The following is a 25036-nucleotide window of genomic DNA, read 5'->3' on the forward strand; positions in this document are numbered from 1 at the left end:
CAAAAAAGCCGAATAACAAAAAAGGCAAGGAGATGACCTCTCCTTGCCTGTTGTGAAATATGCGTCGAGTGGTTAGCGCCAGCGGAAACCGCTGCTGTTGTTCTGCTGGCTCGCCGCGTTTGCGACGCAATAACCAAGCGCAAAACCGAGCGCACCAACCACCGTCAAAAGTGATGTTGCTGTGCCGGGATTTTCTTTCACGGCCTCAACTACGTTCTGGCCCTGCGCCTTGACCGTTTTGGCAGCGCGTTGCACGCGCCCACGCGCATCATCGACAAATTCCGATGCATCATCGGAAAAAGCACCTGCGCGTGCCGTTACGGATTTGGAAAGCGAAGCGATCTGCGACCGCAACTCTTCAATCTGATTCTCGACTGTATCTTCCACAACATTCAATTTGGTCTGAGCCATCTGAAATCACCTCTTGCTGTTTCCGAGTTGGTAACGCGATAGGCGAGCGAATGTTCCGCACTGCGGCAATATTGATGTGGGAAATTTTAAGTGGGGATTGAAGTCGGTCATATGGCGGAGAGGATGGGATTCGAACCCACGATACGCTTTTGACGTATACTCCCTTAGCAGGGGAGCGCCTTCGACCACTCGGCCACCTCTCCGGTGCCGCCTGATTATTGTGTAAAAAAATTGAATGCAAGGCCTTTTCTATAAAGAGACGAAAAAGAACCATTCCTTTTGATGTTTTCAACGGATCCAGCAGCCCCGATAAGGGGAAACCCAAGCTAGCTCGAATGGAGTAGGGGCGAATCGTCGACCGTGCGATTCTCGTTTGCGCGCCTTACGCCACCACACTCCACTGACTTTGAGCTTGATAGCCATGATAAAGAGAGGGTGCTGGTTCGCACTAAAGCCCTGTCAGCTAGGCTGTTCGTTGTATTTCTAATATATACAGAGCTACCAGAATTCTTGCTGAATCATTATAAGTCACGGATTCAAAAGGCATTTTTTAATAGTTCGTAAACCTTTTCGACTGTGCGCACATCCAAATGTGCTTTTTTAGCAACATTACAAAATGAACCTGACCTGGAAAGGTGCCCTATCCGCTTTTGCCGATTGCAAGTGAAGGAAGCTTCCGTATTTTCAGCAACGGAAGCGAGGCGGTGGATCGTCCGTTTTCAAGAACACGGGAATGGGGCAGGGAATGCTGTCCTTCAGCTTAAAGAACCCAGACCCTTTTGAAACTTGACTGGAGGTCAACATGAACATTAAGAGCCTTTTGATCGGCTCCGCTGCAGCTCTCGCAGCAGTATCCGGCGCACAGGCAGCTGACGCTATCGTCGCTGCTGAACCTGAGCCACTCGAATACGTTCGCGTTTGCGACGCTTTCGGCACAGGCTTCTTCTACATTCCTGGCACCGAAACCTGCCTGAAGTTCGGCGGTTACGTTCGTTTCCAGACTGATTTCCAGCGCGGTAACGGCGGTCCTGGTACTGGAACAGGCAATGGCGGCAACTCTGATTGGGATTCGTTCACACGCGCTCAGTTCGAAGTTGACACACGTACAGACACCGAACTCGGCGCTCTGCGTGGCTTCATCGGCTTCCGTGGCAACGCAGACCAGGGTTCTGCTGGTTCTTCTTCCGTATTCGTTGACCAGGCGTTCATCGAACTCGGTGGCCTGAAGGTTGGTAAGTTCTACAACTGGTGGGACGATGGCCTCTCTGGCGAATCGGACGTTCTGTCTTCCAACGCTCTCTTCAATTCCGCTCGCTACACCTATGATGCGGGCTCTTTCTGGGCTGGCGTTTCGGTTGACGAACTGGAAGGTCTGAACACTCAGCTTATTCGTCTTGATAACGGTGTTGTAACGCAGGAACTCGACAACAACGTTGGTATCTCTGCTGGCGTTGGCGCGAAGCTCGGTGGCGCAACTGTCGCACTTATCGGCGGCTATGACATCGACCAGGAAGAAGGCGCAGTTCGCCTGATCGCAACAGCTGATATCGGTCCAGGTACACTTGGCCTTGCAGGCGTCTACGCAAGTGGTGGTAACGCTTACTACGCTCGTTCTGAATGGGCCGTTGCTGCTGAATATGCAATCAAGGCAACTGACAAGCTGACAATCACTCCAGGCGCTCAGTACTTCGGTAGCGTTGCCGATGGTGTAACATCCGCTGGTCTCCCCGGTACAGCTATCAATAGCTCTGTCCGTCGTGGCGACGACTTCTCTAACCGCGATGCATGGCAGGCCGGTTTGACTGTTGATTACAAAATCACACAGGGTCTCTCTGCTAAGGTTGCAGTTAACTACTTCGACGAAGACAACCGTGACGACCAGGTTAACGGCTTCGTTCGTCTGCAGCGTTCGTTCTAATCTGATCTGACTTAGGTTAGTGATGGGAAGCCCGGCTCTTGAGCCGGGCTTTTTTTATTTGATGTGGTCTTTCAACGCGAACTTTGAACAAAGCATGTTGGGCAGACGTGTACGGCGATTTTGCAAAAGCGAAATTCGTAAAAGTAAAAAATTAAAGGGATATTGCTGAGCCCGTTTTCACGCAACATGCGGTAAAGCTAAGGCTTTTCCTGTTAACTTCGTATTAATTTCTTATGCTCGGAAAGCTCAATTTGTAGCGAATGGGCAACAGCTACAAATGAAGCCAATGCATTTGTGACAAAATCAATTCCTTCAAGATTGCGCGACTCTCTTCTTTTAGCTCTAATATATTCCCAGAGCAGCACTGCATTTATGCAATCCCACCCGCTGCTTGAATGAATTTGACTGGAGGTCAACCATGAACATTAAGAGCCTTTTGATCGGCTCCGCTGCAGCTCTCGCAGCAGTATCCGGCGCCCAGGCTGCAGACGCAATCGTTGCTGCTGAACCTGAGCCCCTCGAATACGTTCGCGTTTGCGACGCTTTCGGCACAGGCTTCTTCTACATCCCTGGAACCGAAACTTGCCTGAAGTTCGGCGGTTACATTCGTTTCCAGACTGATTTTCAGCGTGGTAACGGCGGTCCTGGTACTGGAACAGGCAATGGCGGCAACTCTGATTGGGATTCGTTCACACGCGCCCAGTTCGAAGTTGATACACGTACAGACACCGAACTCGGCGCTCTGCGTGGCTTCATCGGCTTCCGCGGCAACGCTGACAACGGCTCTGCATCTGGCTCAAGCGTTTTTGTTGACCAGGCGTTCATCGAACTTGGCGGCCTGAAGGTCGGTAAGCAGTACAACTGGTGGGATGACGATCTTTCTGGCGAAACGGACCTTCTGTCTTCGAATACATTGTTCAACTCGGTTCGTTACGTTTACGATGCTGGCTCCTTCTCTGCTGGTCTCTCCGTTGACGAACTCGAAGGCATTTCCTTCGATGCAGCTGACGTACTCAATAACCAGGACAACAACGTCGGTATTTCCGGTAGCCTTGCTGCCAAGCTTGGTGGTGCAAGCCTTTCGCTCATCGGCGGCTACGACGTTGACCGTGAAGACGGCGCTGTTCGCCTGATCGCAACGGCTGATATCGGTCCTGGTACGCTTGGCCTTGCTGGTGTGTACGCTTCTGGCGTAAACTCCTATTACGCTCTGTCCGAGTGGACTGTTGCTGCTGAATACGCAATCAAGGCAACTGATCGTTTGACGATCACTCCAGGCGCACAGTGGCTGGGCAACGTTGCTGTTAAGGATGCGACAGACGGTTACTCCATCGTCAACGCTGACTGGTCCAACAACGATGCTTGGACTGCTGGTCTGACAGTTGACTACAAGATCACCGATGGTCTGGCGACTAAGGTTACTGCGAACTACTACGACGAAGACAACCGTCCTGAATTCTGGACTGGTTTCGTTCGCTTGCAGCGTTCGTTCTAATCTGATCTGACTTTTAGTCAGTGATGGAAGCCCGGCTCTTGAGCCGGGCTTTTTCTTTTGGTGGGTACGCAACTCCAAGTGCTGTTCTGCCGATACAAAAAAGCGCCGACGGTGCGGCGCTTTGGTTTCTCCGGCAATGTGGATTTCGCTCAGTCAGCCCGACCATCTCGCAGATCGGTGACGATGTCCGCCTTCTGACCGAGGCGGGTTTTATAGACTTGGTAGTTTTCCATCACCCGCTGCACATAGTTGCGGGTTTCGGGGAAGGGGATGCGCTCGATCCAGTCCACCACGTCGTCGATGGGTTTGCCGCGCGGGTCGCCGTAACGGGTTATCCATTCTGGCACCCGCTTGGGGCCGGCATTGTACGCGATGAAGGTCAGGATGTAGGAGCCGCCGAAGCTGTCGATCTGTTCGCCCAGATAATGGGCGCCTAACGTGGCGTTGTATCCGGCATCCGTGGTGAGTTTCGCTTGCGTGAAATCCATGCCGTGGCGGCTGGCGACGCCTTTTGCGGTTCCGGGCAGAAGCTGCAACAGACCACGCGCATTGGCGGGCGAGACGGCGGCGGGGTTGAAGGCGCTTTCTTGCCGTGCGATGGCATAGGCCAGCGCTTTGCCGGATCCGGAAATATTGGCGCTGCCGGGAATGACCCCGATGGGGTAGGCGAGGGCTGCCGCATCGATGCCGCGGCTGAATGCCGTTTTGCCGATTTGCAGTGAAACCTGATGATTGTTGTTCTTCTCCGCCCGGGAGGCAAGAATCGCAAGCTCGCCCGGACTGTCGACCTGTTCTGCCAAAGCGCGGTAAAGACCATCGGCACGCCAGCTATAACCGGCCGCTTCCAAACGTTCTATGGCGCGCACGGCCTCGCGGTCGGCAAAATGCTGTCTGTCTGCATCTGTCGGAGAGGGGTAGGTCACGTTCAACGTGGTCGTGCCAATCCGTGCGGCGGCGAGTTGCCCATAAAATGTGCCGGGATGGGCGGCGGCTTTGGTGAAATAGTCACGCGCATTGCCAGGTCCGCCAGCCTCGGCGGTGCGCCCCAACCAGTAATTGGCGCGGGAGGCGGAAAGCGGGCGATTGGATGTTTGCAACAGGGTGTTGAAATGCCTGGCCGCAGAAGCGGTATCGTGCAGTGCCCGCAGGGCATACCAGCCCGCATGGAATTCTGCATCGGCAATGTCCGTTGGTGATGTCGCCGAATGGTTTGCGACAATGGTGTAGGCGCCCTTGAAGTCGCCAAGGTCCGCCAATCCACGCGCCACGATGCGGCGTTCGTTCCACCATTCACCGGGGTTGACGAGTTTGCCCTGGTCTTTCGGCGCTTGAGCCAAAAACTTTGCGGCATCCTCATATTTCTGCTGATGCCGCAGATTTTCAATACGGGCAAAGAGATAGGCAGGATCATTCCGCAAAGCCGGATCGACGGCATTTAGCGCGGCGGGCGCATTGTTCGCCCGTTGGAGTACAGCGGCCCACGCCGTGTAAAGTGATGGCGCTTTGCCCAGATCGCCAAACCGCTTCGCCTGACTGACCCGGCTGCGATACATCAGGTAATCCATGCGCGTTTTGTGATCGGCGGTGGAAAGCAGGCTGGAAAACTGGCTGAGAACACGGTCCTCCAGTTCCTTGTCCATGCCGTCGCTGATCCAAAGCTGGCGGATGAGATTTTGCGCCTGCGCGGATTGACCGGAGGCGTTCAATGCCTGTGCCAAGGCAATCGTGCCTTCCGGCGTTTCCGGGCGGTTGGCGCCGAAAGACGCGATGATCTGCGGTGCGGGCACATTTTCCCGCAGCATGGCGCGCTCTGCATTGGCGCGGAATGTTGCGGTGCCTGGCCATCCGGTCAACTCGCGTTGTGCGGTGACAATCTCGCTGGAGGCCACATCTTTCTGGCCTGAAATGGCAATCGCCCAGGTCAATATGTGGCGGTCGAGACTTGTGGCGGGCAACGCATTGCGAATGGAAATCGCCCGCAATGCGTCACGGCTGGAAAGCGCGTCGAGACCGGCCTTGAGATCAGAGACATCCAGCGGCGCGTTGGGACGAAGGATGGATCCAGTCACTTCGGGCGTGGCTGACAAAAAAGCGGGCAGGGTGGGCGCATCCGGTTTCACGAAGGGCAGCGGAATAACGGCGTCAGGCGCTGGACCCGCCCATGCACTCCACACGGTTGCCGCAAGCGTCGCTGCCATCAAGCCAAAAGCTGTTTTCTTCATGCCATCACTCACGACTTTGGAGCGTCTCGCCTGCCGCGCGCCAAGGTTTCGTTCGAGCATCGGATTATCCGAAAAACGCTTCATATTTCGGTCCAAAGCTCCGGCGACGAATAGGACCTCTATTAGCCGCTTTCAGCGTTAATGAAACCTTAACCGAAAGCAGCGCTTTTGATCAAATTTAGGTCACGGCATTGTTGCTTCAAGCGTTGCCTCCCACAATTCGCGCTTTGCTGTTGATGCTCGAACTATTTGCGTTTCGCGGGCAAAACGCGCGGTAAACAGGCTTGTCGCTGGCGTGGCCCCACACTAATGTGACTTCGTTTTAACCATGGAATGCGGCTGAAGCATGAACTGGCTCACCGCAAGGAGTATTGCATGTTCAAGGGATCCATTCCCGCCCTCATTACGCCGTTCACCGCGCAAGGCGCTGTGGACGAAACGGCGTTTGCCGCCCATGTGGAGTGGCAGATTGCCGAAGGCAGCAGCGGCCTCGTGCCCGTCGGCACCACAGGGGAGTCTCCGACCCTGTCGCATGACGAGCATAAACGGGTTGTCGAACTGTGCGTGGAAACGGCGGGCAAACGGGTTCCGGTCATCGCCGGTGCGGGTTCCAACAACACCAGCGAAGCCATCGAGCTTGCCCTGCATGCGCAGGAAGTGGGTGCGGATGCGCTGCTGGTGGTGACGCCCTATTACAATAAGCCGACACAAAAGGGCCTGTTCGCGCATTTTTCGGCCATTGCCGAAGCCACGTCGCTGCCCATCGTCATCTATAATATTCCGCCGCGTTCCGTCATCGATATGACGCCGGAAACGATGGGTGCGCTGGTCAAGGCACATAAAAACATCGTTGGTGTAAAAGACGCGACCGGCAAGCTGGATCGCGTGTCCGAACAGCGCATCAGCTGTGGCAAGGATTTCATCCAGCTTTCCGGCGAAGATGGCACGGCGCTTGGTTTCAACGCGCATGGCGGCGTTGGCTGTATTTCCGTGGCGGCCAATGTTGCGCCGCGTCTCTGTGCGGAGTTTCAGGCGGCAACGCTGGCTGGCAACTACGCGCTGGCGCTGGAATATCAGGACAGGCTGATGCCGCTGCACAAGGCGATCTTTATGGAGCCCGGCGTTTGCGGCACGAAATACGCGCTGTCGCGCACCCGTAACGGCAGCCGCAAGGTGCGTTCGCCCTTGATGGATACGCTGGAGCCAGCGACGGAAGCAGCCATCGATGCGGCGCTGAAACATGCAGGCCTGATTAACTGATAAACACAAAGGTGCGCGGGCCACCGCGCGCCTTCACTTTTGGCAGCTTTGTCACTACATAGAGCATGTCGCGCGAAAGTGTGGAGCGGTTTTGCGGCGACGACATGCGAGAAACAAAGAGCCGAAGCCGCGAATAAGCGTCGCGGGCGAATGAAACGGATTGAAAAATGGCCCCCAAAGGCAGTCAGCGTGTAGTGAAGAAGATCGTTGCGGAAAACCGCAAGGCTCGCTTCAACTATGAGATCCTCGATACATACGAGGCAGGCATCATGCTGACCGGAACAGAGGTCAAATCTCTGCGCGAGGGCAAGGCCAATATTGCCGAATCCTATGCGTCGGATGAGGGCGGCGAAATCTGGCTCATCAACTCGCATCTGCCGGAATATTTGCAGGCCAACCGTTTTAACCACGAGCCACGCCGCCGCCGCAAGCTGTTGCTATCGAAGCGGGAAATTCACCGCATGCGCATTGGCATCAACCGCGAGGGCATGACGCTGGTGCCGTTGAAGATTTACTTCAACGATCAAGGTCGCGCGAAACTTGAACTTGCCATCGCCAAGGGCAAAAAGCTGCACGACAAGCGCGAGACGGAAAAAGAACGCGACTGGAACCGTCAGAAGTCCCGTTTGCTCAAGGGTGGCGCTAGCCAGTAACCACTCTGTCCGGAAGTCGATCCGCTTTTTCGGGCAGATATGGTCCTAAGAGACCGTCATGATATGGGTGATTTCCCCCAAGAATTAGTCGTGGTCTCACGCGCGGTGCTTATTCACCGACCTCGATAACCAACGTCATCGGCGCACGGAAGGTCGCGACCAAACCGGTGGGCGTGAAATACTTTTCCACATCTCCGGTTCCGGCGATGCCCATGCCGATCAGGCGGGTGCCAAAGCCCTTGCGTTCCGGCTCCAACGCGGGTGGACCGCCTTTTTCTTCCCATTTCAGTGTCAAAACAAGCTTGTCGGCCTCGCCGGACACATCCCAGCTGATTTCAACAGTGCCTGTTTCGGTGGACAAGGAGCCATATTTTATGGCGTTGGTGCCCAGTTCATGCAGCAGCAGTGAAAGCGACAATCCGGCCTTTGGACCAAGCGGAACATCCGGGCCAGACACAAGGATTTTTCCGTCAGAGGCATGAAGATGCATGACTTTTTCAATCACTTCGCGCAGCCGTGCCGTGGACCATGATTGCCGCACCAGAACGTCATGGGCGGAACTTAGCGCCTGAAGACGACCATTGAACGCGGCAACCGCGTCTTTTTCTGTGACGTTGCGCAAGGTCTGCGCGGCAATCGCCTGAACGATGGACAAGGTGTTTTTCAGGCGGTGGCTGAGTTCCTGATTGAGAATGCGTTGTTCCGCTTCGGCGTTCAGCCGCGCAATTGCGGCATAGGCTCTGTCGGCCACGCCCCAGGCGAAATCAAGCTCGGGCTTGCTCCAGAACCGTGGTTTGGAATCATGCGCAAACAACATGCCGACCAACACGCCACGGTCGATGATCGGCACTTTGACGAATGATCTTACCCCGATGGCGGTATAGGCTTCGGCGTCTTTCTCCAGCCAGCTTGCGGCGTTGATGTTGGGAACCGCCAATGTATCCCCGACTTCAAGGCGATTGATGGTCGCGCGGAAACCATTCAGCGCGTGATGGCCAGCAATGGAAACCGCATCCGGCGCCAGCCAGTTGAACTCGACATATAAACTATCTGTCGAGCTGTTCAGGGTCGAATATCCGGCACGGTTGACGGCCAGACCTTCGGCCAGAATTTCAGAGGTGATGCGGGCGATATCCTCGACGGTCTTGCCCACGCGCAGTCGGTCACCAAGCGAAAGAAGCGCGGCGATCCGCGCATCCTTGCGTTTCGTGTCGGTGATATCGATGATGACCCCGATCATCTTAACGGGCTTGCCAGCCTCGTCTTCAACGAACTGTGCCCGGCGCGCGATCCAGCGAACGCGCTGGTCACTGCCGCGCCGCACGCGGTACTCCACGCTCAAAGGTGCCGTGGTATCGCCCCGGCTTACGGCCTCGGACGCCTTTTTTTTATCTTCGTCGATGATAAGCTTTTGGAAAACGGACGTCGCATAATGTCGCTGTAGCGGGACGCCGAAGATGCGACAGAATTCTTCGGAAACAATCATCTCATCCGTCGCGATATCGACTTCGAATATGCCGATGCGGCCAGCATCATGCGCGGCCTTGGAGCGCGCATCATTGACCAGAAGCTCTTCGTTTTTGGACTCTACCTTGCTGGCGCGGATATGTCGTTTGGCAGAAAGGCGACGTTCCAGTGCAAGATCATGCGACATGGAATGCAGGGTGCGCCGCAGTTCCAGTTGCGACATGACCTGACGGGCAAGCGCCTGCAACGAGGTCTTTTGCCCCTCGGTCAGTTCTTTCGGCTCGTAACCAAGGGCGCAGACCGTGCCGATTGCCAGCCCGTCATCTGATTTTAAAAGTGCACCGGCATAAAAGCGAATGTGCGGTTCGCCGGTTACAAGCGGATTGCAAACGAAACGAGGGTCTTTCGTGGCATCTGGAATGACCATGAAATCTTGCTCAAGGATCGCTCTTGCGCAGAACGAACTGTCCAGAGGCGTCTCGCGAACACCCAGACCAACTTCAGCCTTGAAGAACTGTCTGCCGTCGCCAATCAGGTTTACGACAGCAATAGGTGTGCCGCAAATCGCCGATGCCAATGCCGCGATGTCGTCGAAATCCTGCTCTCTTGGCGTATCGAGTACGTTGTAGCTTTCAAGCGCTGCCAAGCGACGCTGCTCTTTCGGCGTAATACCTTCCATGGACCTTCGTAATCTGCTTCTATCGTTACCGTGGGATGTTTACCTATGTGATACAAAAACATCCGCATTTCCATAAGAAAACGCGGATGTAATCATTTGTTTAGATATTTGTTCTGGCAGTACACGATCTATCTTTTTAAATTGATATTCGTGCGCACTGTGCCCCACCCAGCCAGTTCCAAGTCTTTGGACTGAAAGGACTCTTCCCGCCGTGCAGACGCGCGACGACTGAATTCGTGTGACAGGCACAGGAATGAGGGAAGAGAAGGTTATACCCTGCTGATCCGGTATCACGCCGCCCGGTATGTCGGCTGCCGATAGCTCATGGACTTTTGCACGTTAAAACGGCTGACCAGAGCTGCAAGATTGGCGCTGACATCGCTCAGACCGTGTGTGGCGGCGTTGGTTTCCTCCACCATGGCGGCGTTTTTCTGCGTCAACTGGTCCATGCTGGTGATGGCCGAGTTGATTTCCTGAATACCCATGGCCTGTTCCTGAACCGCCTGCGTGATGGCGCTGATATGTTCATGGATGTGGTCGACCTTGCCGCCGATGGAATTCAGGGCTTCGCCGGTGCGGTTGACCAGCGAAACGCCGTTGGCCACATCCTGCGAGGATTTATCGATCAGCGTGCGGATTTCCTTGGCGGCATTGGCGGAGCGCTGCGCAAGCTCGCGCACTTCCTGGGCAACCACGGCAAAGCCTTTGCCAGCCTCGCCAGCGCGGGCGGCCTCGACACCGGCATTCAGCGCCAGAAGGTTCGTCTGAAACGAGATTTCATCGATTACGCTGATGATCTGGGTGATCTTCTGCGAGGAATCTTCAATCGCGCTCATCGCTTCCACGGCTTCGGTCACGATGTGGCGTGAGCGCTCGGCCTCTTCGGCAGAGCTTTTAACGATATCCTGCGCCTGCTGGGTCCGCTGCGAGGATTGTTTGGAGATCGTGGTGATCTGCTCGATGGCGGCGGCGGTCTGTTCCAGCGATGCTGCCTGCTGTTCGGTGCGGCGCGCCATGTCGTCGGTGGATGCTGTGAGTTCGCGGGTGTTGCCGGAAATCTTGTGCGACTCTTCGATGATCTCGGCAAACGCACCGGAAAGCTTGGCAAGCGCAGTGTTGAAATTGTTCTTCAACCCGTCGAACTGCACGGCAAGCTCATCATCGACACGCGATGTGAGATCGCCTTTTGCCATCTGGTTCAGGGCATGGTTCAGCACGGACAGAACCTGTTCCTGCTCCTGCTTCATGCGCAATTGTTCCTGCTCGACTTTGACACGCTCTTCGGCCAGCGCTTCCAGATAGACCGAAATCGAGTAGTCCATGTCCAGCATGGCTGCTTTCATGGCAACGGTGATGTCCTTGGCGACCTTCTTGCCCTTCTTCTCGACCATGAAGCCTTTGAGCTGGGTCTCGACAACGGCTTTGATGATGCCTTCGAGAATGAGTGCGTAACCGCCAATGTACCAGCGCGGCTCAAGTCCAAGGCGCGCATGGGTGCGGCCAATGGCAGTCACGGCTGTGGTATATTCACTGTCGAAAGACGCAGAAGCGATGCGCGACCAGTGTTTGATCTGCATGGTCTTGGCGTGCTGGAGATGGGCCTCATTGGCAAAGAACTTTGCCGTTTCCGGCACGGCTCGCGCTTTTTTGTAAAAGTCGTTCAACGAGCCATCGAGAGACGCAGTAATGATCGGCTTCAATGCGGCAAGGTCTTGTTTCTGTTCGTGGCCCAAACCTAAAAACTCAAGTCTTTCCTTGAGTTGGTTGCCGCCCTGCTGTCCGCTCATTCCGTAAAACCCCCGAGGTGCGACGCGATGGAACCGCGCCTGAAATATGGAGGTAGAAAACACTTTCATGCTTAATTATTTGATAAAAAACGACTTCATTTTAGTAACTTAAAATAAAAACGCACGCCTCTGGTCAAGGCGTGCGCTGAAGCAAAATAGGCAGCTGTGTGGATTATTCGGCTGATTCGACGTGTTCCGTCACGCGGGGTGCGCGCTCGCTTGGATCGCGGCCAATTTCAGCTTTCAACGACAACAGATCGATGAAGTGATCGGCCTGACGGCGCAGGTCATCGGCAATCATGGGCGGCTGTGTGGACATGGTGGAGATGACGGAAACCTTGCGGCCCCGGCGCTGAAGCGCATCAACCAACGTCGTGAAATCGCCATCGCCGGAAAACAGCACAAGGTGATCCACAGTCTCGGACTGCTCCATGGCATCGACAGCAAGTTCGATATCCATATTGCCCTTGATCTTGCGGCGGCCCATGGCGTCGGTGAATTCCTTCGCGGGCTTTGTCACAACCTTGTAACCATTATAGTCCAACCAGTCTATCAGCGGACGGATGGAGGAATACTCCTGATCTTCGATCAGGGCGGTGTAATAATAAGCCCGCAGCAGATAGCCTCTTTTTTGAAAGGCTTTCAGAAGTTTGCGATAGTCAATATCAAAGCCGAGGCTTTTGGAGGCGGCATAAAGATTGGCCCCATCGATAAAGAGTGCAATTTTCTCGCGTGGGTCGAACATTAAAACCAAATCCTTCCTAGGCGAACAAGCCGCCAATAATTCAAACAGTAACGGTCTAGCGAATATATCCGCATGATAAATTATTAAGCATTCATATAAGCGTCATTAATCGGCAGTCCAGTCCCCCTGCATAGAATTATGTGTAAAATTTAATCTCACATATAAAAATGCAGGTTGCCGCATGCTTGTGAACAAGTCGCGATCAGGAAAAACTTGAATTCTGCGGCCAATGCCTGTATCGGGACGGTTAATCCGCGACATAAAGACCGCAAAGGACAGGCAATGGCCCGTGTCACCGTAGAAGATTGCATCGATAAAGTAGACAACCGTTTCGAACTGGTTCTGCTGGCCAGCCATCGCGCGCGCCAGATTTCCCAAGGTTCGCATATCACGATTGATCGCGATAATGACAAGAATCCTGTCGTTGCCCTGCGCGAAATCGCCGACGAAACGCTTTCGCCGGACGACCTGAAGGAAGACCTCATCCACTCGCTTCAGAAGCATGTTGAAGTGGACGAGCCGGAGCCAGACGCCGCTGCCGTGTCTCTGGCTATCGCCAATGGCGAAGCAGAGGAAGACGATGCACCAGAAAACGTCAACTTCGACCAGATGACCGAAGAAGATCTTCTGGCCGGCATCGAAGGCCTTGTGCCGCCAGAAAAGAACGACGATTATTGATTTACCAAGGCGTCATCGGGCAATTGCCGGTTACGCTCTGTAAAGCTTTGTCGTCATAATCTGGACCCAGATTATGCAGCATTGTGCGCCGACCTACATCGGCGCGCTTTCTTTTTCGGGGCATCCCATACATGATGCGACAGTACGAACTCGTCGAGCGGGTTCAAAAATATAAGCCGGAAGCCAATGAGGCCTTGCTGAACAAGGCCTATGTTTATGCCATGCAAAAACATGGCCAGCAAAAGCGCGCCAACGGCGATCCCTACATATCGCATCCGCTGGAAGTCGCAGCGATCCTCACCGAAATGCATCTCGACGAATCGACGATTGCGGTTGCCCTGCTGCATGACACGATTGAAGACACGAGCGCCACGCGCGCCGAAATCGATGAACTTTTTGGCGAAGATATCGGCCGTCTGGTCGAGGGGCTGACAAAGCTCAAGAAGCTCGATCTGGTCACCAAAAAAGCCAAGCAGGCGGAAAACCTGCGCAAGCTGCTTCTGGCGATTTCGAACGATGTGCGCGTGCTGCTGGTAAAACTGGCAGACCGCCTGCACAATATGCGCACCATGGAGCATATGCCTGCGGACAAGCGCAGCCGGATTTCCGAAGAAACCATGGAAATCTATGCGCCGCTTGCCAGCCGCATGGGTATGCAGGAAATGAGCGACGAGCTGGAAAACCTCTCGTTCCGCTACCTTAATCCGCAGGCTTTCGAAACCGTCACCAAACGGCTGCACGAGCTGGAAGAACGCAATCAGGGTCTCGTCAAAAAGATCGAGGACGAATTGCGGGAGTTGCTGCTGACCAACGGCGTCGAAGGCGCAAACGTCAAGGGACGGCAGAAGAAACCCTATTCCGTGTTCCGCAAGATGCAGTCCAAATCGCTGTCCTTCGAGCAACTGTCGGATGTCTACGGTTTCCGCATTCTGGTGCAGGATATTCCGGCCTGTTACAGCGCACTCGGCATCGTGCACACGCGCTGGCGCGTGGTGCCGGGTCGTTTCAAGGATTACATCTCGACGCCCAAGCAGAACGATTATCGGTCCATCCACACCACCATCGTTGGTCCGTCGCGTCAGCGCATCGAACTGCAAATTCGCACAAAGCGTATGCATGAGATTGCCGAATTGGGCATTGCCGCCCATGCGCTTTACAAGGATGGCGAGATTGCCGACGGCGATGTGTTGTCGCCCGAATCCAACGCCTATTCCTGGCTGCGCCACACCATCGAAGCACTGGCGGAAGGCGATACGCCGGAAGAGTTTCTGGAGCACACCAAGCTTGAGCTGTTTCAGGATCAGGTGTTCTGTTTCACACCCAAAGGCAAGCTCATTGCGCTGCCGCGTGGTGCCACGCCGATCGATTTTGCCTATGCGGTTCACACCAATATCGGTGACACCACCGTTGGCGCCAAGATCAACGGTCGCATCATGCCGCTGGTGACGCGTCTGAACAATGGTGACGAGGTCGAGATCATTCGCTCCGGCGTGCAGGTTCCGCCTGCCGCATGGGAAGAGGTGGTCGTGACCGGCAAGGCGCGCTCCGCCATTCGCCGTGCGACGCGCATGGCCATTCGTAAACAATATGCAGGCCTTGGGTATCGCATTCTGGAGCGCACATTCGAGCGCGCAGGCAAGCCGTTCTCGCGTGACGCGCTGAAACCCGTGCTGCACCGGCTGGCGCAAAAGGACGTGGAGGACGCCATCGCAGCGGTTGGCCGTGGTGAAATGTCCTCGCTGGATGTGTTGCGTGCCGTCTATCCTGATTATCAGGATGAGCGCGTGACCGTGAAGATGACCGGCGACGATGGCTGGTTCAATATGCGCAGCGCATCGGGCATGATCTTCAAGATACCGGGCAAATCCCGCTCGGTGCTGGAAGACGATGGTGCCGCCGAAGTGCTGGATGGACCAGACCCACTGCCGATTCGCGGGCTTTCCGATAATGTCGAGGTGCATTTCGGGGCGGCGGGTGCCGTGCCGGGAGACCGCATCGTCGGCATCATGGAAAAAGGCAAGGGCATCACCATCTATCCTATTCAGTCGCCAGCGCTTCAGCGCTTCGATGATGAACCGGAGCGCTGGATCGATGTTCGCTGGGATCTGGATGAGGCCAACAAATCCCGTTTCATGGCGCGTGTGATGATCAATGCGTTGAACGAGCCGGGCACGCTGGCATCCGTCGCGCAGTCCATCGCAACACTGGATGTCAACATCCGGGGACTGAACATGATGCGGATCGGAACGGATTTTTCCGAACTGGCGCTGGATATCGAGGTTTGGGATTTACGGCAGTTGAACCAGCTTCTGTCTCAATTGAAAGACCTGGATTGCGTTTCCACGGTGAAACGTGCCTTCGATTAAGGCAATTCTGCCTGAAAAGTGACCTTCAAGGCCGTTGCTATGCGCTCAATGCATGGCAGCGGCCTTGTCCTGTCTGTAGTCATGAGCGGCATTCGAGACTATCTTCACATCAGAAATCAAGACGAAACAAAACGGCCCGCCGAACCAAATTCGATGATGTGGCCGTTGTCTCTGAAAAGGAAAAGAAGATGTTTGGACCACTCCGTAAGATCGCCCGTGCTGTTCGTGGCAAGACTGTTCAGGAACGCGAATTCGATTACCTCAGCGATTCTGCATCGCGCATCGACCTGGAATTCCGCCAGCGTGAAGTTGACCGTGGCATGTTCCGCCGTTAACTCAAAAATGCATACCGGCCATGTCGGTGTGTAAGTATGCCGGTTTACCGACGTACAGCGTAAGATGGCGCGTTTGAAATGCGCCATTCGGGTCGGGGTCGAGACTTTCTCCCCTTGGCGTAATCGAAATGATGCAATAAGTTGGCACCATGCCGTTTCGTCGCCGTACACCCGTTGGTTCTCTTGAAAGATTGCGCGCCATGATTTGGCCGCGCATGGGATTTCGCCGTTCGCTTCGTTATATGAAGCTGAAGCTCGTGCGGCTGTCGGCTTCGCCCTATTCCGTGGCGGCGGGTGTGGCGATTGGCGTGGCAGTCGCATGGACGCCTTTTCTCGGCGTCCACATCATCATCGCCATGGCGCTCGGTTTTATCCTGAGAGCCAATCTCGTTGCTGCCGCGCTCGGCACAACCTTTGCCAATCCCATAACATTTCCCCTGATCTGGGCCTCCACCTGGGAGTTGGGTCACTTCATGCTTGGACGTGGTGATTCAAACGCGTCTGGTCATGTCGATTTCGTGACGATGTTCAGCCACATGAATTTCCTGCAACTGTGGCGGCCCGTGCTGGAGCCGATGACCGTGGGCGCGCTTATTCCCGCAGCCCTGTCGGCCATCATCGCCTATGTCAGCGTTTACGCAATCATTCGCGGTTTCAGAACGCGAAAGCACCAGTTGCTGGCGCAGCACGCCGCCAATCGCAATTCCGCTCTGAGTGCCATCAAATGATTATAGGCATGGGCAGCGATCTCATCGATATCAGGCGTATCGAGACCTCCATCTCGCGTTTCGGCGACCGTTTCACGCATCGCTGTTTTACTAAGATCGAGCAGGCCAAATCCGATGGCCGCAAAAACCGGGCAGCATCCTATGCAAAGCGTTTTGCCGCCAAGGAGGCCTGTTCCAAGGCTTTGGGAACAGGCTTGGCGCAGGGCGTTTTCTGGAAAGACATGGGCGTCGTCAACCTGCCCAGCGGCAAGCCGACCATGCTGTTGACCAATGGCGCCGCCACGCGGCTGGCAAAGCTTCTGCCCGCAGGCCACGAGGCCGTCATTCATCTGACGATCACGGATGAGTTTCCTTACGCACAAGCCTTTGTGATTATTGAAGCGCTTCCGCTCATTAAATGATGCGCTTCCGGTAACCAAATAACGTCGAATTGCGGTGGTTACGCGGGTTTACAGACCCATAACCCATGGAAACGCTTTCTTTTGTTCTGGAAACGTTTTAGAGAAGTCGCTCAAAATGAAGCACAAGCAGGCAGGTCGTTAAGTGTCCGAAAAAGCTGAGAAGAAGCAAAGCGCCCTTTGGGAAAACGTCAAAGTCATCGTTCAGGCGTTGCTGTTGGCAATGGTTATCCGCACGGTGCTTTTCCAGCCTTTCACCATTCCGTCCGGCTCCATGATGCCAACGCTTTTGGTGGGCGACTACCTGTTCGTGAACAAGTTCTCCTACGGCTATTCGAAATATTCGCTGCCGTTTTCGCCGAACCTGTTTTCCGGTCGTATTCTGGAATTCAGCGAACCCAAGCGTGGCGATGTGGTGGTGTTCCGCCTGCCGCCAAACCCTGATGTCGATTACATCAAGCGCCTCGTTGGCCTGCCGGGTGACCGCATTCAGGTGACGAACGGCGTATTGTTCATCAATGGCACCCCTGTTCCCAAGCAGGCAGACGGCGTATTCACCTCTGATTACCGTGCTGATCCCGGCGCCAACGTGCCTGTGTTCCGCGAAACGCTGGACAACGGCGTGACCTATGACACGCTGGACCAGTCGCCTGACTCGCGTGGCGACAACACCCGCGAATTCATCGTGCCGGAAGGCCATTATTTCATGATGGGCGACAACCGCGACAACTCGCTGGACAGCCGTTTCGACGTTGGTTTCGTGCCTGCTGAAAACCTGATTGGTCGCGCAAGCGTCATCTTCTTCTCGCTTGGCAACGACACACCGTTCAGCCGTATTTGGGACTGGCCTGCCAACATGCGTTGGGACCGTCTGTTCAAGGGCGTGAAATGAGTAAGGCCAAGCCGCTTTCGATGGACGAAATTGGCCGTCTGGAAGCTCTCATCGGTTACGAATTCAAGGAAAAGGCCCGGCTTGACCGGGCCTTGACACATGCAAGCGCCCGTTCTGCCAAAGAAGGCAATTACGAGCGGCTGGAATTTCTGGGCGACCGTGTTCTGGGCCTGTGCGTTGCCGAAATGCTGTTTGCCACCTTCCGCCATGCAACGGAGGGGGAGCTTTCCGTTCGCCTGAACCAACTCGTGAGCGCTGATTCCTGCGCCGCGATTGCCGACGAGATGGCGCTTCATCTGTTCATCCGCACCGGCTCTGACGTGAAGAAGCTGACCGGCAAAACCATGCTCAACGTGCGCGCCGATGTGGTGGAAAGCCTGATTGCGACCATCTATCTCGACGGTGGGCTGGAGGCTTCGCGCAAGTTCATTTTAAAGTACTGGCAGAAACGCGCCGTCAGTGTTGATGCCGGGCGGCGTGATGCCAAGACCGAATTGCAGGAATGGGCGCATGCGAAATTTACCGCAACCCCATCATACAGGATTGACGAGCGCACCGGACCGGACCACGATCCGAGTTTCACGGTGACGGTTGAAATACCCGGCGTTGCGCCGGAAACGGGCGTTGATCGCTCAAAGCGCGCTGCCGAGCAGATGGCCGCAACACGACTATTGGAACGCGAAGGCGTTTGGCAGAAACCGTCTGCCGCAAATTGATTGGATACCCCATGACAGAACATGAAATCGACGCCACGCCGGCAGACGACAACGATACCGAAAATACCAGCACCGACAATGGCGGCACCGAGAATGTCGAAACCAGACCGACTCATTCCGGCTTCGTCGCGATGATTGGCCCGACGAATGCGGGCAAGTCGACGCTGGTGAACCGCCTTGTTGGCGCAAAAGTGTCCATCGTCAGCCACAAGGTGCAGACGACGCGCGCCGTGATGCGCGGCATTGCCATTCATGACAATGCCCAGATCGTGTTCATGGACACACCCGGTATCTTCAAGCCACGCCGCAGGCTGGACCGCGCCATGGTGACGTCCGCATGGGGCGGCGCCAAGGATGCCGACATCATTCTGCTTTTGATCGATAGCGAACGCGGCTTGAAGGGCGATGCGCAGAACATTCTGGAAGGCTTGAAAGATGTTCGCCAGAAGAAAATCCTCTGCCTCAACAAGATCGATCAGGTGCAGCGCGAGGATTTGCTGAAGCTGGCCTCTGCGGCCAATGAGATCGTGCCTTTCGAGCGCACCTTCATGATTTCAGCCACCACCGGTTCGGGTTGCGATGACTTGATGAACTACCTGTCGGCGGAACTGCCGCAGGGTCCGTGGTATTATCCGGAGGATCAGATTTCCGATCTGCCGATGCGCCAGCTGGCCGCCGAAATCACCCGCGAAAAGCTGTTTCTGCGTCTGCACCAGGAATTGCCTTACGCGTCCCACGTCGAAACCGAATCGTGGGAAGAGCGCAAGGATGGCTCTGTTCGCATCGAACAGGTGATCTATGTGGAGCGTGAGAGCCAGAAGAAAATAGCACTCGGCAAAGGCGGGGAGGCCATCAAGGCTATCTCGTCTTCGTCCCGCAAAGAGCTCTCGCAAATCCTCGAACAGCCGGTGCATTTGTTCCTGTTTGTGAAGGTGCGCGAGAATTGGGGCGATGATCCCGAACGCTTCCGCGAAATGGGTCTGGAATTCCCACGAAATTGATTGTGCACAACGGAACCAAATCGGCTGTCAGGGGTTGAAGCCCTTGATAGCCTTAATGGTTTTGTTGCTCACGGATTTTCATGTCGCCCAAAAAGCCAAACGGAACTTCAACCACACCTTGTGAGCAATGTCCTTTAAGGGCGCGCTCACATTTCCGGGATTTTACGTCGCCGGAACTGGACTTCGTCTCCCGTTTTAAGACAGGCGAACTGTCTGTCGAGCCGGGCGCGATTGTCCTCATGGAAGGCTCCCACAGCGCTCACCTTTACACCGTGCTGAACGGTTGGGGTTTTCGCTACAAAACCCTTGAAGATGGCCGTCGCCAAATCCTCAATTACCTGATGCCGGGCGATCTTGTGGGTTTGCAAGGCACCGTGATGGGCGAAATGCAGCACTCTGTCGAAGCGCTGTCACCGGTTACGCTCTGCGTCTTCGAACGCGGTCGGCTGAACAGCCTGTTCGGCGACCATCCATCCCTTGCCTATGACCTGACCTGGATTGCCGCCAGCGAAGAGCGGATGCTGGACAGCCACCTGCTGAGTGTCGGGCGGCGCACCGCATTGGAGCGGGCGGCATACCTTCTGGCATTCCTCTATGACAAGGCATCGAGCGTTGGTTTGATGGAAAAAGACCGGCTGATTCCCGTCACGCAGCAGCATGTGGCCGATACGCTCGGCCTGTCTATCGTCCATACAAACAAGACGTTGCGCAAACTTGCGGACCGCGATCTGATCCGCTGGACGGACAAGGGATGTCTTGTTCTGGACGATGGAGGGCTTGCCCAGATTGCCAGTTGGGATCGAGATAACAAGCAGGCACGACCTTTTATTTAGAATACCCTTATGTAATCTCAACCTTTTTGCTATGTCTTTTTTAAATGACGTCTTGGCGTCTATCTGCGATGTCATAGCAATCAATCCCATATATTTTAGTGGGAGATTCGCATGACACCGCGTGTCGCGCGCTTTTTGGGAAGAGTAATAACATGTTGCCTCAGCGGGTTCTTATCGTGGAGGACGAATATCTCGTGGCGATGGATGTCGAGACATCCCTTCAGTCCATGGGCGTCAAATCCATCGACATCGCAACCACATTGTTTCAGGCAAAGGAATCACTTTCGCGTGCCACGCCCGATTGTGTGCTTCTGGACGTTAGCCTGTCGGATGGCATGAGCTATGAGCTTGCGCGCCATCTCAAGGAACATTCGATTCGCTTCGGTTTCGTCAGTGGATATGGCGATACCAGTGGCTTTCCGCCGGATTTTGCGGATGCTCACCTCTTGGACAAACCATTCGGTGAAACCGAGCTGAAGGCATTCGTTGCGCGATTGATGGAAAATTAGACGCAAAGCCCGCTGCCTCGGTTATACTGTGTTGAATCGGCGCCGGATCTGCTTCCGGCAACACCCTCTCAACGTTGAGAAAACCACCTCATGCAGTGGCAGGACGACGCAATCATTCTGGGCATAAAACGCCTTGGCGAAACGAGTGTCATCGCCGAGGTGATGACCCGTACGCGTGGTCGCCATCTGGGCATGGTGCGGTCTGGCCGCTCTCGCAATATGCAACCTGTGCTACAGCCCGGAAACCGCGTTGAGGTGATCTGGCGCGCGCGGCTGGATGATCATCTGGGCGAATATAAAATAGAGCCTTTGCAACTGCGCGCTGCGCAATTGATGGAAACGGCCACCGCCGTTTACGGCGTGCAGGCCATGGCCGCCCTTCTGCGGCTTTTGCCGGAGCGTGATCCGCACCCGCATCTTTACGAAGCGCTGGATGTGATTCTCGACAATCTTTCGGATCCGGCGGATGCAGGGGAACTGTTCGTGCGGTTTGAACTGGCCGTGCTGAACGATCTGGGCTTCGGGCTGGACCTGACGGAATGCGCGGCAACAGGTCTGCGCACCGATCTGGTCTATGTGTCACCCAAAACGGGCAGGGCAGTGTGCCGCACCGCAGGCGCGCCCTATGCCGACCGTATGCTTTCGCTGCCACCGTTTCTCAGTACGGAACAGTCCAAGGCGGCTGATTGCCAGAGCCTTGCCGCAGCCTTTCGCCTCACCAACCATTTTCTGACCCGGCATGTTTACGAGCCACGAGGCATGAACGAAAATGCCACCCGCGACGGTTTCGTGCAGGCGGCATTAAAGGCTTTGGAGACCAAACTGTCGCTGCCCGCTGTCCAACGGGCAGTCTGATTAGAGGCTTAAGCCGTCGCGGGTCTTTGTACCGCGCGTTCTTCAATCGGCCAATGCACGGCGGCTGCAAACAGGCCCATGATAACGCCCAGCCACCACACCAGATCATAAGACCCAAGCTTGTCGTAAAGAAAGCCGCCCATCCACACGCCGAGGAACGAACCGATCTGGTGCGACAGGAAGACCACACCGCCCAGCATACCAAGATGCCGGGTGCCGAACATGATGGCGACAAGGCCATTTGTCGGCGGCACGGTGGAAAGCCACAACAAGCCCATCACGGCTGCAAATATAATGACCGAGAGTGGCGATTGCGGTAGCAGCAGGAAGGCGGTCACCGCGATTGACCGGCCAATATAGATATAGGCGAGGAAATAGGGCTTGGAATAACGCTGACCGATGAAACCGGCGGCAAGCGATCCCGCAATATTAAAGAAGCCAATCAGCGCCATCGCAATCACCGCATAACGCGGCTCAATGCCGATATCTCCCAGATAGGCGGGGAAATGCGCCGTGATAAAAGCCACCTGAAAGCCGCACACAAAAAAGCCCGTGGTCAGAAGCAGATAGCTCTTGTGACCCAGCGCTTCCTTCAACGCTTGCCCCGCCGTTTGCTGAAACTGCGCCTGAGACTGGGTGCCGGACGACGAATTGCCACGCAACGGCCAGGCCAGAAGCGGCACCATCAGCATCATTGCGCCCATCCACACCAGACCATCAGACCAGCCATAATTAGAAATCAACGCCTGACTGATGGGTGCGAAAATGAACATGCCTGCCGAACCGGCAGCCGTGCCAATGCCGAACGCCATGGAGCGCTGTTCCGGCGTCACATGGCGGGCAAAGGCCGACAGGATGACGCTGAAAGACCCCGCTGCAATGCCAAGACCCACAAGCACGCCGCCGCCAAAGTGCAGCCAAAATGGCGATGTGCCAAAGGACATGCACACAAGTCCCGTCGCATACAGCAGAGACGAGAGTATCAGAACACGCCCGGTCCCGTATTTATCCGCCGCCGCCCCAAAGAACGGCTGGCCAAGCCCCCAGAACAGGTTCTGCAACGCCATCGCAAGCCCGAAAGTCGAGCGATCCCAGCTCGTATCGGCCAGCATGGGCAATTGAAAAAAGCCCATGGCCGAGCGCGGACCGAAGGTAAAAACGGCGATCAGCGATCCGGCAAGAATAATCAGCCATGGCATGTGCTGGCGTTTGGTGGTGCGTATAGCAATCGACATGGATTATTCTCCCGGCTGGAGAATAATATTATCTTTTGCGGGCATATCAGGCTAGCGACTTTTCTTGACGGGTATATCAGCGCTGTTGATGCGTTGTGCTTCGCTTTTGGCGCTCGGACGTCATGCCCGATGGAGGGTGTGGCTTACCCCCCTCTGCCCTGCCGGGCATCTCCCCCACAGGTGGGGAGATCGACTCGTTGCAACCTCGCGCGCATCTTGGACCTTGCTTCAGGAGTAAGAAGCGTGCGCCTTGCTGATCTCCCTCCTTGTGGGGGAGATGCCCGGCAGGGCAGAGGGGGGTAAGCCACACGCATTGCCGGTCACTATTTACGAACGCAAAGCGCCAAACGAATTAATTCAACCTCTCTTCTTGATCGCCCAACCTTCCGGCCTCGCCGCCACAACCTTCGCCACATCGCCAACCGCAATCTTGCCTACGCCGCGTGGTGTCACGTTCCATCCGAACAGCACGCCGGGCACGCGACGGTCGGCGGACATGCGGATGCGGCCCATGGCTTTCATGGGGGAGGGCACGTCGCGGGAGCCGGTTTGCTGGTCTTGCGTGGTCATGATGCAGCGGGCGCAGGGTTTGACGAGATCGAAGCGGATGCCGTTGATCTCCAGCGCTTCCCATTCGTCCTCGGCCCATGGCTCGTCTGTTTCCAGCACGATATTGGGCCGGAAGCGGTCCATGCCGACGCTATCTTCGCCGTTGGCGGCCATATTTTCGTTCAGTGCGGCCAGCGACGCAGTGGTGGTGACGAGGATCTGGTAGCCATCTGCAAAGGTGACGGGTGTTTCGTTGCCGGTCCAATCTACGTTGGCGATGCGCTGCGCCTGCTCATCGAAAAACACGAATTTGACCTCACGTCCGAGCCAGCCGGAAAGTGTTGTATTGACGTCATCCGTTGCGACGGATGCATTGACAACGGATTTCCAGACGGTCGCATCGATGCGCGTCGATGAGGGGTGGGCGAGAACCTCGCCCTTGTCGTCGATCGAGATATGAAATCCGTGTCCCTCAGCGCGCACCATCATCGCGGCGATTGCCGGCAACTCCCGCTGGGTGATGAAGTTGCCGGAAGGATCGACCAGCATGGCGCGGCGATCTCCGGGCAGGCCTTCGGCAGAAATAGCGCTTTCCGAAAGGGAGATGCCGCGACCGCTTTTCAACGGATAGATATTCAGTTCGGTGATACGCATTGTGGGCCTCATATCTCATCCAGAAACAGGTCGAGAACCTGCTGCAATCGCTCATGTCGTTCTTTGGCAATCTGCCGTCCGGTTTCGGTTTGAAAACCATCGGCCAGTTTGAACAGCTTGTTTTCAAAATGATCGATGGCAAAGCGCCGGTCGTCCAGCGGACGGTTTTTTGCCAGCGGATCGGCGGGATCATAAAGCGCAGACCCCATGCGGCCCGCAATGTAAAAACAACGCGCCGCACCCACCATGCCGATGGCATCCAGCCGGTCCGCATCCTGAAGGATTTTGGCTTCCAGCGTTTCCGGCGCGATGTTGGCGGAGAAACTATGCGTCAGGATGGCATGGGTGACCGCCTGGATTTCTGTGTCGTTCCATCCCAAGTCACTGAGAATGCCAGAGGCCTTTTCCGCCGCCAGCCGCGATGCTTGCGCGCGCAGGGGAGAGTTTTTCTCGACCGCCACACAATCATGCAACAGAACGCTGGCCACCAGCACCTTTCCATCACCGCCTTCCTGAGCGTGAATGCGCGTGGCGTTGCGAAACACGCGGTGGATATGCGCCAGATCATGCGATCCGTCATCACCTTCGGCGGCGTGTGGAATCAGCGTTTCGGCAAGCGCCTCGTAGGGCGCAAAAGCATGGGCCTGCAT

At 55.6% G+C, this 25036-nt stretch carries 23 protein-coding genes and 1 tRNA gene; 15 read left to right on the top strand and 9 right to left on the bottom strand.

The window, feature by feature from the left end:
- Window positions 1–72 precede the first annotated feature (72 nt).
- Window positions 73–411, bottom strand: coding sequence for a hypothetical protein (locus RMR16_RS03445; RefSeq protein WP_320199333.1), 339 nt, complete (start codon window positions 409–411; stop codon window positions 73–75).
- 112 nt (window positions 412–523) lie between these two features.
- Window positions 524–614, bottom strand: a tRNA-Ser gene (locus tag RMR16_RS03450).
- 599 nt (window positions 615–1213) lie between these two features.
- On the opposite strand from RMR16_RS03450, the gene RMR16_RS03455 reads away from it, so the two are divergent.
- Both RMR16_RS03455 and RMR16_RS03460 read left to right on the top strand, forming a co-directional pair.
- Window positions 1214–2329, top strand: coding sequence for a porin (locus RMR16_RS03455; RefSeq protein ID WP_320199334.1), 1116 nt, complete (start codon window positions 1214–1216; stop codon window positions 2327–2329).
- Between the two features lie 418 nt (window positions 2330–2747).
- The gene (locus RMR16_RS03460; RefSeq protein ID WP_320199335.1) at window positions 2748–3824 is read left to right on the top strand and encodes a porin; all 1077 of its coding nucleotides are present in this window, start codon (window positions 2748–2750) and stop codon (window positions 3822–3824) included.
- Between the two features lie 149 nt (window positions 3825–3973).
- Here the strand turns inward: RMR16_RS03460 and RMR16_RS03465 are convergent, their stop codons facing one another.
- Complete coding sequence (locus RMR16_RS03465; RefSeq protein ID WP_320199508.1) at window positions 3974–6046, bottom strand: lytic transglycosylase domain-containing protein; 2073 nt, start codon at window positions 6044–6046, stop codon at window positions 3974–3976.
- 375 nt (window positions 6047–6421) lie between these two features.
- Here RMR16_RS03465 and dapA point away from each other — a divergent pair, with 375 nt between their 5' ends.
- Window positions 6422–7306, top strand: coding sequence for a 4-hydroxy-tetrahydrodipicolinate synthase (dapA, locus tag RMR16_RS03470; RefSeq protein ID WP_320199336.1), 885 nt, complete (start codon window positions 6422–6424; stop codon window positions 7304–7306).
- A gap of 167 nt (window positions 7307–7473) precedes the next feature.
- Entirely contained in the window at window positions 7474–7959 is a 486-nt protein-coding gene (smpB, locus tag RMR16_RS03475; RefSeq protein WP_320199337.1) for an SsrA-binding protein SmpB, read from the top strand.
- Between the two features lie 109 nt (window positions 7960–8068).
- Here smpB and RMR16_RS03480 read toward each other — a convergent pair whose 3' ends face one another.
- From RMR16_RS03480 to RMR16_RS03490, 3 genes are all read right to left on the bottom strand, one after another.
- Window positions 8069–10105, bottom strand: coding sequence for an HWE histidine kinase domain-containing protein (locus RMR16_RS03480; protein WP_320199338.1), 2037 nt, complete (start codon window positions 10103–10105; stop codon window positions 8069–8071).
- A 290-nt stretch (window positions 10106–10395) separates the two neighbouring features.
- The gene (locus RMR16_RS03485; RefSeq protein ID WP_320199339.1) at window positions 10396–11892 is read right to left on the bottom strand and encodes a methyl-accepting chemotaxis protein; all 1497 of its coding nucleotides are present in this window, start codon (window positions 11890–11892) and stop codon (window positions 10396–10398) included.
- A 172-nt stretch (window positions 11893–12064) separates the two neighbouring features.
- Window positions 12065–12637, bottom strand: coding sequence for an NYN domain-containing protein (locus RMR16_RS03490; RefSeq protein WP_320199340.1), 573 nt, complete (start codon window positions 12635–12637; stop codon window positions 12065–12067).
- 282 nt (window positions 12638–12919) lie between these two features.
- Between RMR16_RS03490 and rpoZ the strand changes: the two genes are divergently transcribed.
- From rpoZ to recO, 11 genes are all read left to right on the top strand, one after another.
- Window positions 12920–13315, top strand: coding sequence for a DNA-directed RNA polymerase subunit omega (rpoZ, locus tag RMR16_RS03495; protein WP_320199341.1), 396 nt, complete (start codon window positions 12920–12922; stop codon window positions 13313–13315).
- A gap of 131 nt (window positions 13316–13446) precedes the next feature.
- Entirely contained in the window at window positions 13447–15681 is a 2235-nt protein-coding gene (locus RMR16_RS03500; RefSeq protein ID WP_320199342.1) for a RelA/SpoT family protein, read from the top strand.
- Between the two features lie 188 nt (window positions 15682–15869).
- The gene (locus RMR16_RS03505; protein WP_320199343.1) at window positions 15870–16016 is read left to right on the top strand and encodes a DUF3563 domain-containing protein; all 147 of its coding nucleotides are present in this window, start codon (window positions 15870–15872) and stop codon (window positions 16014–16016) included.
- 200 nt (window positions 16017–16216) lie between these two features.
- Window positions 16217–16744 (top strand): DUF2062 domain-containing protein, encoded by a 528-nt coding sequence (locus RMR16_RS03510; protein WP_320199344.1) that lies wholly within the window; start codon window positions 16217–16219, stop codon window positions 16742–16744.
- The gene (gene acpS, locus RMR16_RS03515) at window positions 16741–17145 is read left to right on the top strand and encodes a holo-ACP synthase (protein ID WP_320199345.1); all 405 of its coding nucleotides are present in this window, start codon (window positions 16741–16743) and stop codon (window positions 17143–17145) included. Before RMR16_RS03510 ends, acpS begins: the two co-directional genes overlap by 4 nt.
- 142 nt (window positions 17146–17287) lie before the next feature.
- A complete protein-coding gene (gene lepB, locus RMR16_RS03520; RefSeq protein WP_320199346.1) occupies window positions 17288–18034 on the top strand; it encodes a signal peptidase I in 747 nt (248 codons plus the stop codon).
- Window positions 18031–18750: a ribonuclease III gene (rnc, locus tag RMR16_RS03525; protein WP_320199347.1), complete on the top strand. Its 720-nt coding sequence runs from the start codon at window positions 18031–18033 to the stop codon at window positions 18748–18750. Before lepB ends, rnc begins: the two co-directional genes overlap by 4 nt.
- 11 nt (window positions 18751–18761) lie before the next feature.
- Entirely contained in the window at window positions 18762–19751 is a 990-nt protein-coding gene (gene era, locus RMR16_RS03530) for a GTPase Era (RefSeq protein WP_320199348.1), read from the top strand.
- A gap of 80 nt (window positions 19752–19831) precedes the next feature.
- Complete coding sequence (locus RMR16_RS03535; protein WP_320199349.1) at window positions 19832–20584, top strand: Crp/Fnr family transcriptional regulator; 753 nt, start codon at window positions 19832–19834, stop codon at window positions 20582–20584.
- 152 nt (window positions 20585–20736) lie between these two features.
- Window positions 20737–21093, top strand: coding sequence for a response regulator (locus tag RMR16_RS03540; RefSeq protein ID WP_320199350.1), 357 nt, complete (start codon window positions 20737–20739; stop codon window positions 21091–21093).
- A 90-nt stretch (window positions 21094–21183) separates the two neighbouring features.
- On the top strand, window positions 21184–21948 hold the full coding sequence (recO, locus tag RMR16_RS03545) for a DNA repair protein RecO (protein WP_320199351.1): 765 nt from the start codon (window positions 21184–21186) through the stop codon (window positions 21946–21948).
- A gap of 8 nt (window positions 21949–21956) precedes the next feature.
- On the opposite strand, the gene RMR16_RS03550 is transcribed toward recO, so the two are convergent.
- The 3 genes from RMR16_RS03550 to RMR16_RS03560 form a co-directional block, all read right to left on the bottom strand.
- On the bottom strand, window positions 21957–23183 hold the full coding sequence (locus tag RMR16_RS03550) for an MFS transporter (RefSeq protein WP_320199352.1): 1227 nt from the start codon (window positions 23181–23183) through the stop codon (window positions 21957–21959).
- Between the two features lie 357 nt (window positions 23184–23540).
- Complete coding sequence (locus tag RMR16_RS03555) at window positions 23541–24386, bottom strand: MOSC domain-containing protein (protein ID WP_320199353.1); 846 nt, start codon at window positions 24384–24386, stop codon at window positions 23541–23543.
- Window positions 24387–24394: 8 nt separating this feature from the next.
- On the bottom strand, window positions 24395–25036 hold the full coding sequence (locus RMR16_RS03560) for an HD domain-containing protein (protein WP_320199354.1): 642 nt from the start codon (window positions 25034–25036) through the stop codon (window positions 24395–24397).

The sequence above is a fragment of the Agrobacterium sp. rho-13.3 genome (genome assembly GCF_033957765.2).
Lineage (GTDB): Bacteria > Pseudomonadota > Alphaproteobacteria > Rhizobiales > Rhizobiaceae > Agrobacterium.

Excerpts from the sequence above, each read along its gene's own strand:
- RMR16_RS03555 (WP_320199353.1), bottom strand. The coding sequence starts at position 24,386 with ATGCGTATCACCGAACTGAATATCTATCCGTTGAAAAGCGGTCGCGGC.
- acpS (WP_320199345.1), top strand. The coding sequence starts at position 16,741 with ATGATTATAGGCATGGGCAGCGATCTCATCGATATCAGGCGTATCGAG.
- RMR16_RS03505 (WP_320199343.1), top strand. The coding sequence starts at position 15,870 with ATGTTTGGACCACTCCGTAAGATCGCCCGTGCTGTTCGTGGCAAGACT.
- RMR16_RS03485 (WP_320199339.1), bottom strand. The coding sequence starts at position 11,892 with ATGAGCGGACAGCAGGGCGGCAACCAACTCAAGGAAAGACTTGAGTTT.
- RMR16_RS03490 (WP_320199340.1), bottom strand. The coding sequence starts at position 12,637 with ATGTTCGACCCACGCGAGAAAATTGCACTCTTTATCGATGGGGCCAAT.
- RMR16_RS03455 (WP_320199334.1), top strand. The coding sequence starts at position 1,214 with ATGAACATTAAGAGCCTTTTGATCGGCTCCGCTGCAGCTCTCGCAGCA.
- RMR16_RS03550 (WP_320199352.1), bottom strand. The coding sequence starts at position 23,183 with ATGTCGATTGCTATACGCACCACCAAACGCCAGCACATGCCATGGCTG.
- RMR16_RS03445 (WP_320199333.1), bottom strand. The coding sequence starts at position 411 with ATGGCTCAGACCAAATTGAATGTTGTGGAAGATACAGTCGAGAATCAG.
- RMR16_RS03480 (WP_320199338.1), bottom strand. The coding sequence starts at position 10,105 with ATGGAAGGTATTACGCCGAAAGAGCAGCGTCGCTTGGCAGCGCTTGAA.
- dapA (WP_320199336.1), top strand. The coding sequence starts at position 6,422 with ATGTTCAAGGGATCCATTCCCGCCCTCATTACGCCGTTCACCGCGCAA.
- RMR16_RS03460 (WP_320199335.1), top strand. The coding sequence starts at position 2,748 with ATGAACATTAAGAGCCTTTTGATCGGCTCCGCTGCAGCTCTCGCAGCA.
- RMR16_RS03465 (WP_320199508.1), bottom strand. The coding sequence starts at position 6,046 with ATGAAGAAAACAGCTTTTGGCTTGATGGCAGCGACGCTTGCGGCAACC.
- RMR16_RS03560 (WP_320199354.1), bottom strand. The coding sequence starts at position 25,036 with ATGCAGGCCCATGCTTTTGCGCCCTACGAGGCGCTTGCCGAAACGCTG.
- rpoZ (WP_320199341.1), top strand. The coding sequence starts at position 12,920 with ATGGCCCGTGTCACCGTAGAAGATTGCATCGATAAAGTAGACAACCGT.
- smpB (WP_320199337.1), top strand. The coding sequence starts at position 7,474 with ATGGCCCCCAAAGGCAGTCAGCGTGTAGTGAAGAAGATCGTTGCGGAA.
- RMR16_RS03500 (WP_320199342.1), top strand. The coding sequence starts at position 13,447 with ATGATGCGACAGTACGAACTCGTCGAGCGGGTTCAAAAATATAAGCCG.
- rnc (WP_320199347.1), top strand. The coding sequence starts at position 18,031 with ATGAGTAAGGCCAAGCCGCTTTCGATGGACGAAATTGGCCGTCTGGAA.
- recO (WP_320199351.1), top strand. The coding sequence starts at position 21,184 with ATGCAGTGGCAGGACGACGCAATCATTCTGGGCATAAAACGCCTTGGC.
- RMR16_RS03535 (WP_320199349.1), top strand. The coding sequence starts at position 19,832 with ATGTCGCCCAAAAAGCCAAACGGAACTTCAACCACACCTTGTGAGCAA.
- RMR16_RS03510 (WP_320199344.1), top strand. The coding sequence starts at position 16,217 with ATGATTTGGCCGCGCATGGGATTTCGCCGTTCGCTTCGTTATATGAAG.
- era (WP_320199348.1), top strand. The coding sequence starts at position 18,762 with ATGACAGAACATGAAATCGACGCCACGCCGGCAGACGACAACGATACC.
- RMR16_RS03540 (WP_320199350.1), top strand. The coding sequence starts at position 20,737 with ATGTTGCCTCAGCGGGTTCTTATCGTGGAGGACGAATATCTCGTGGCG.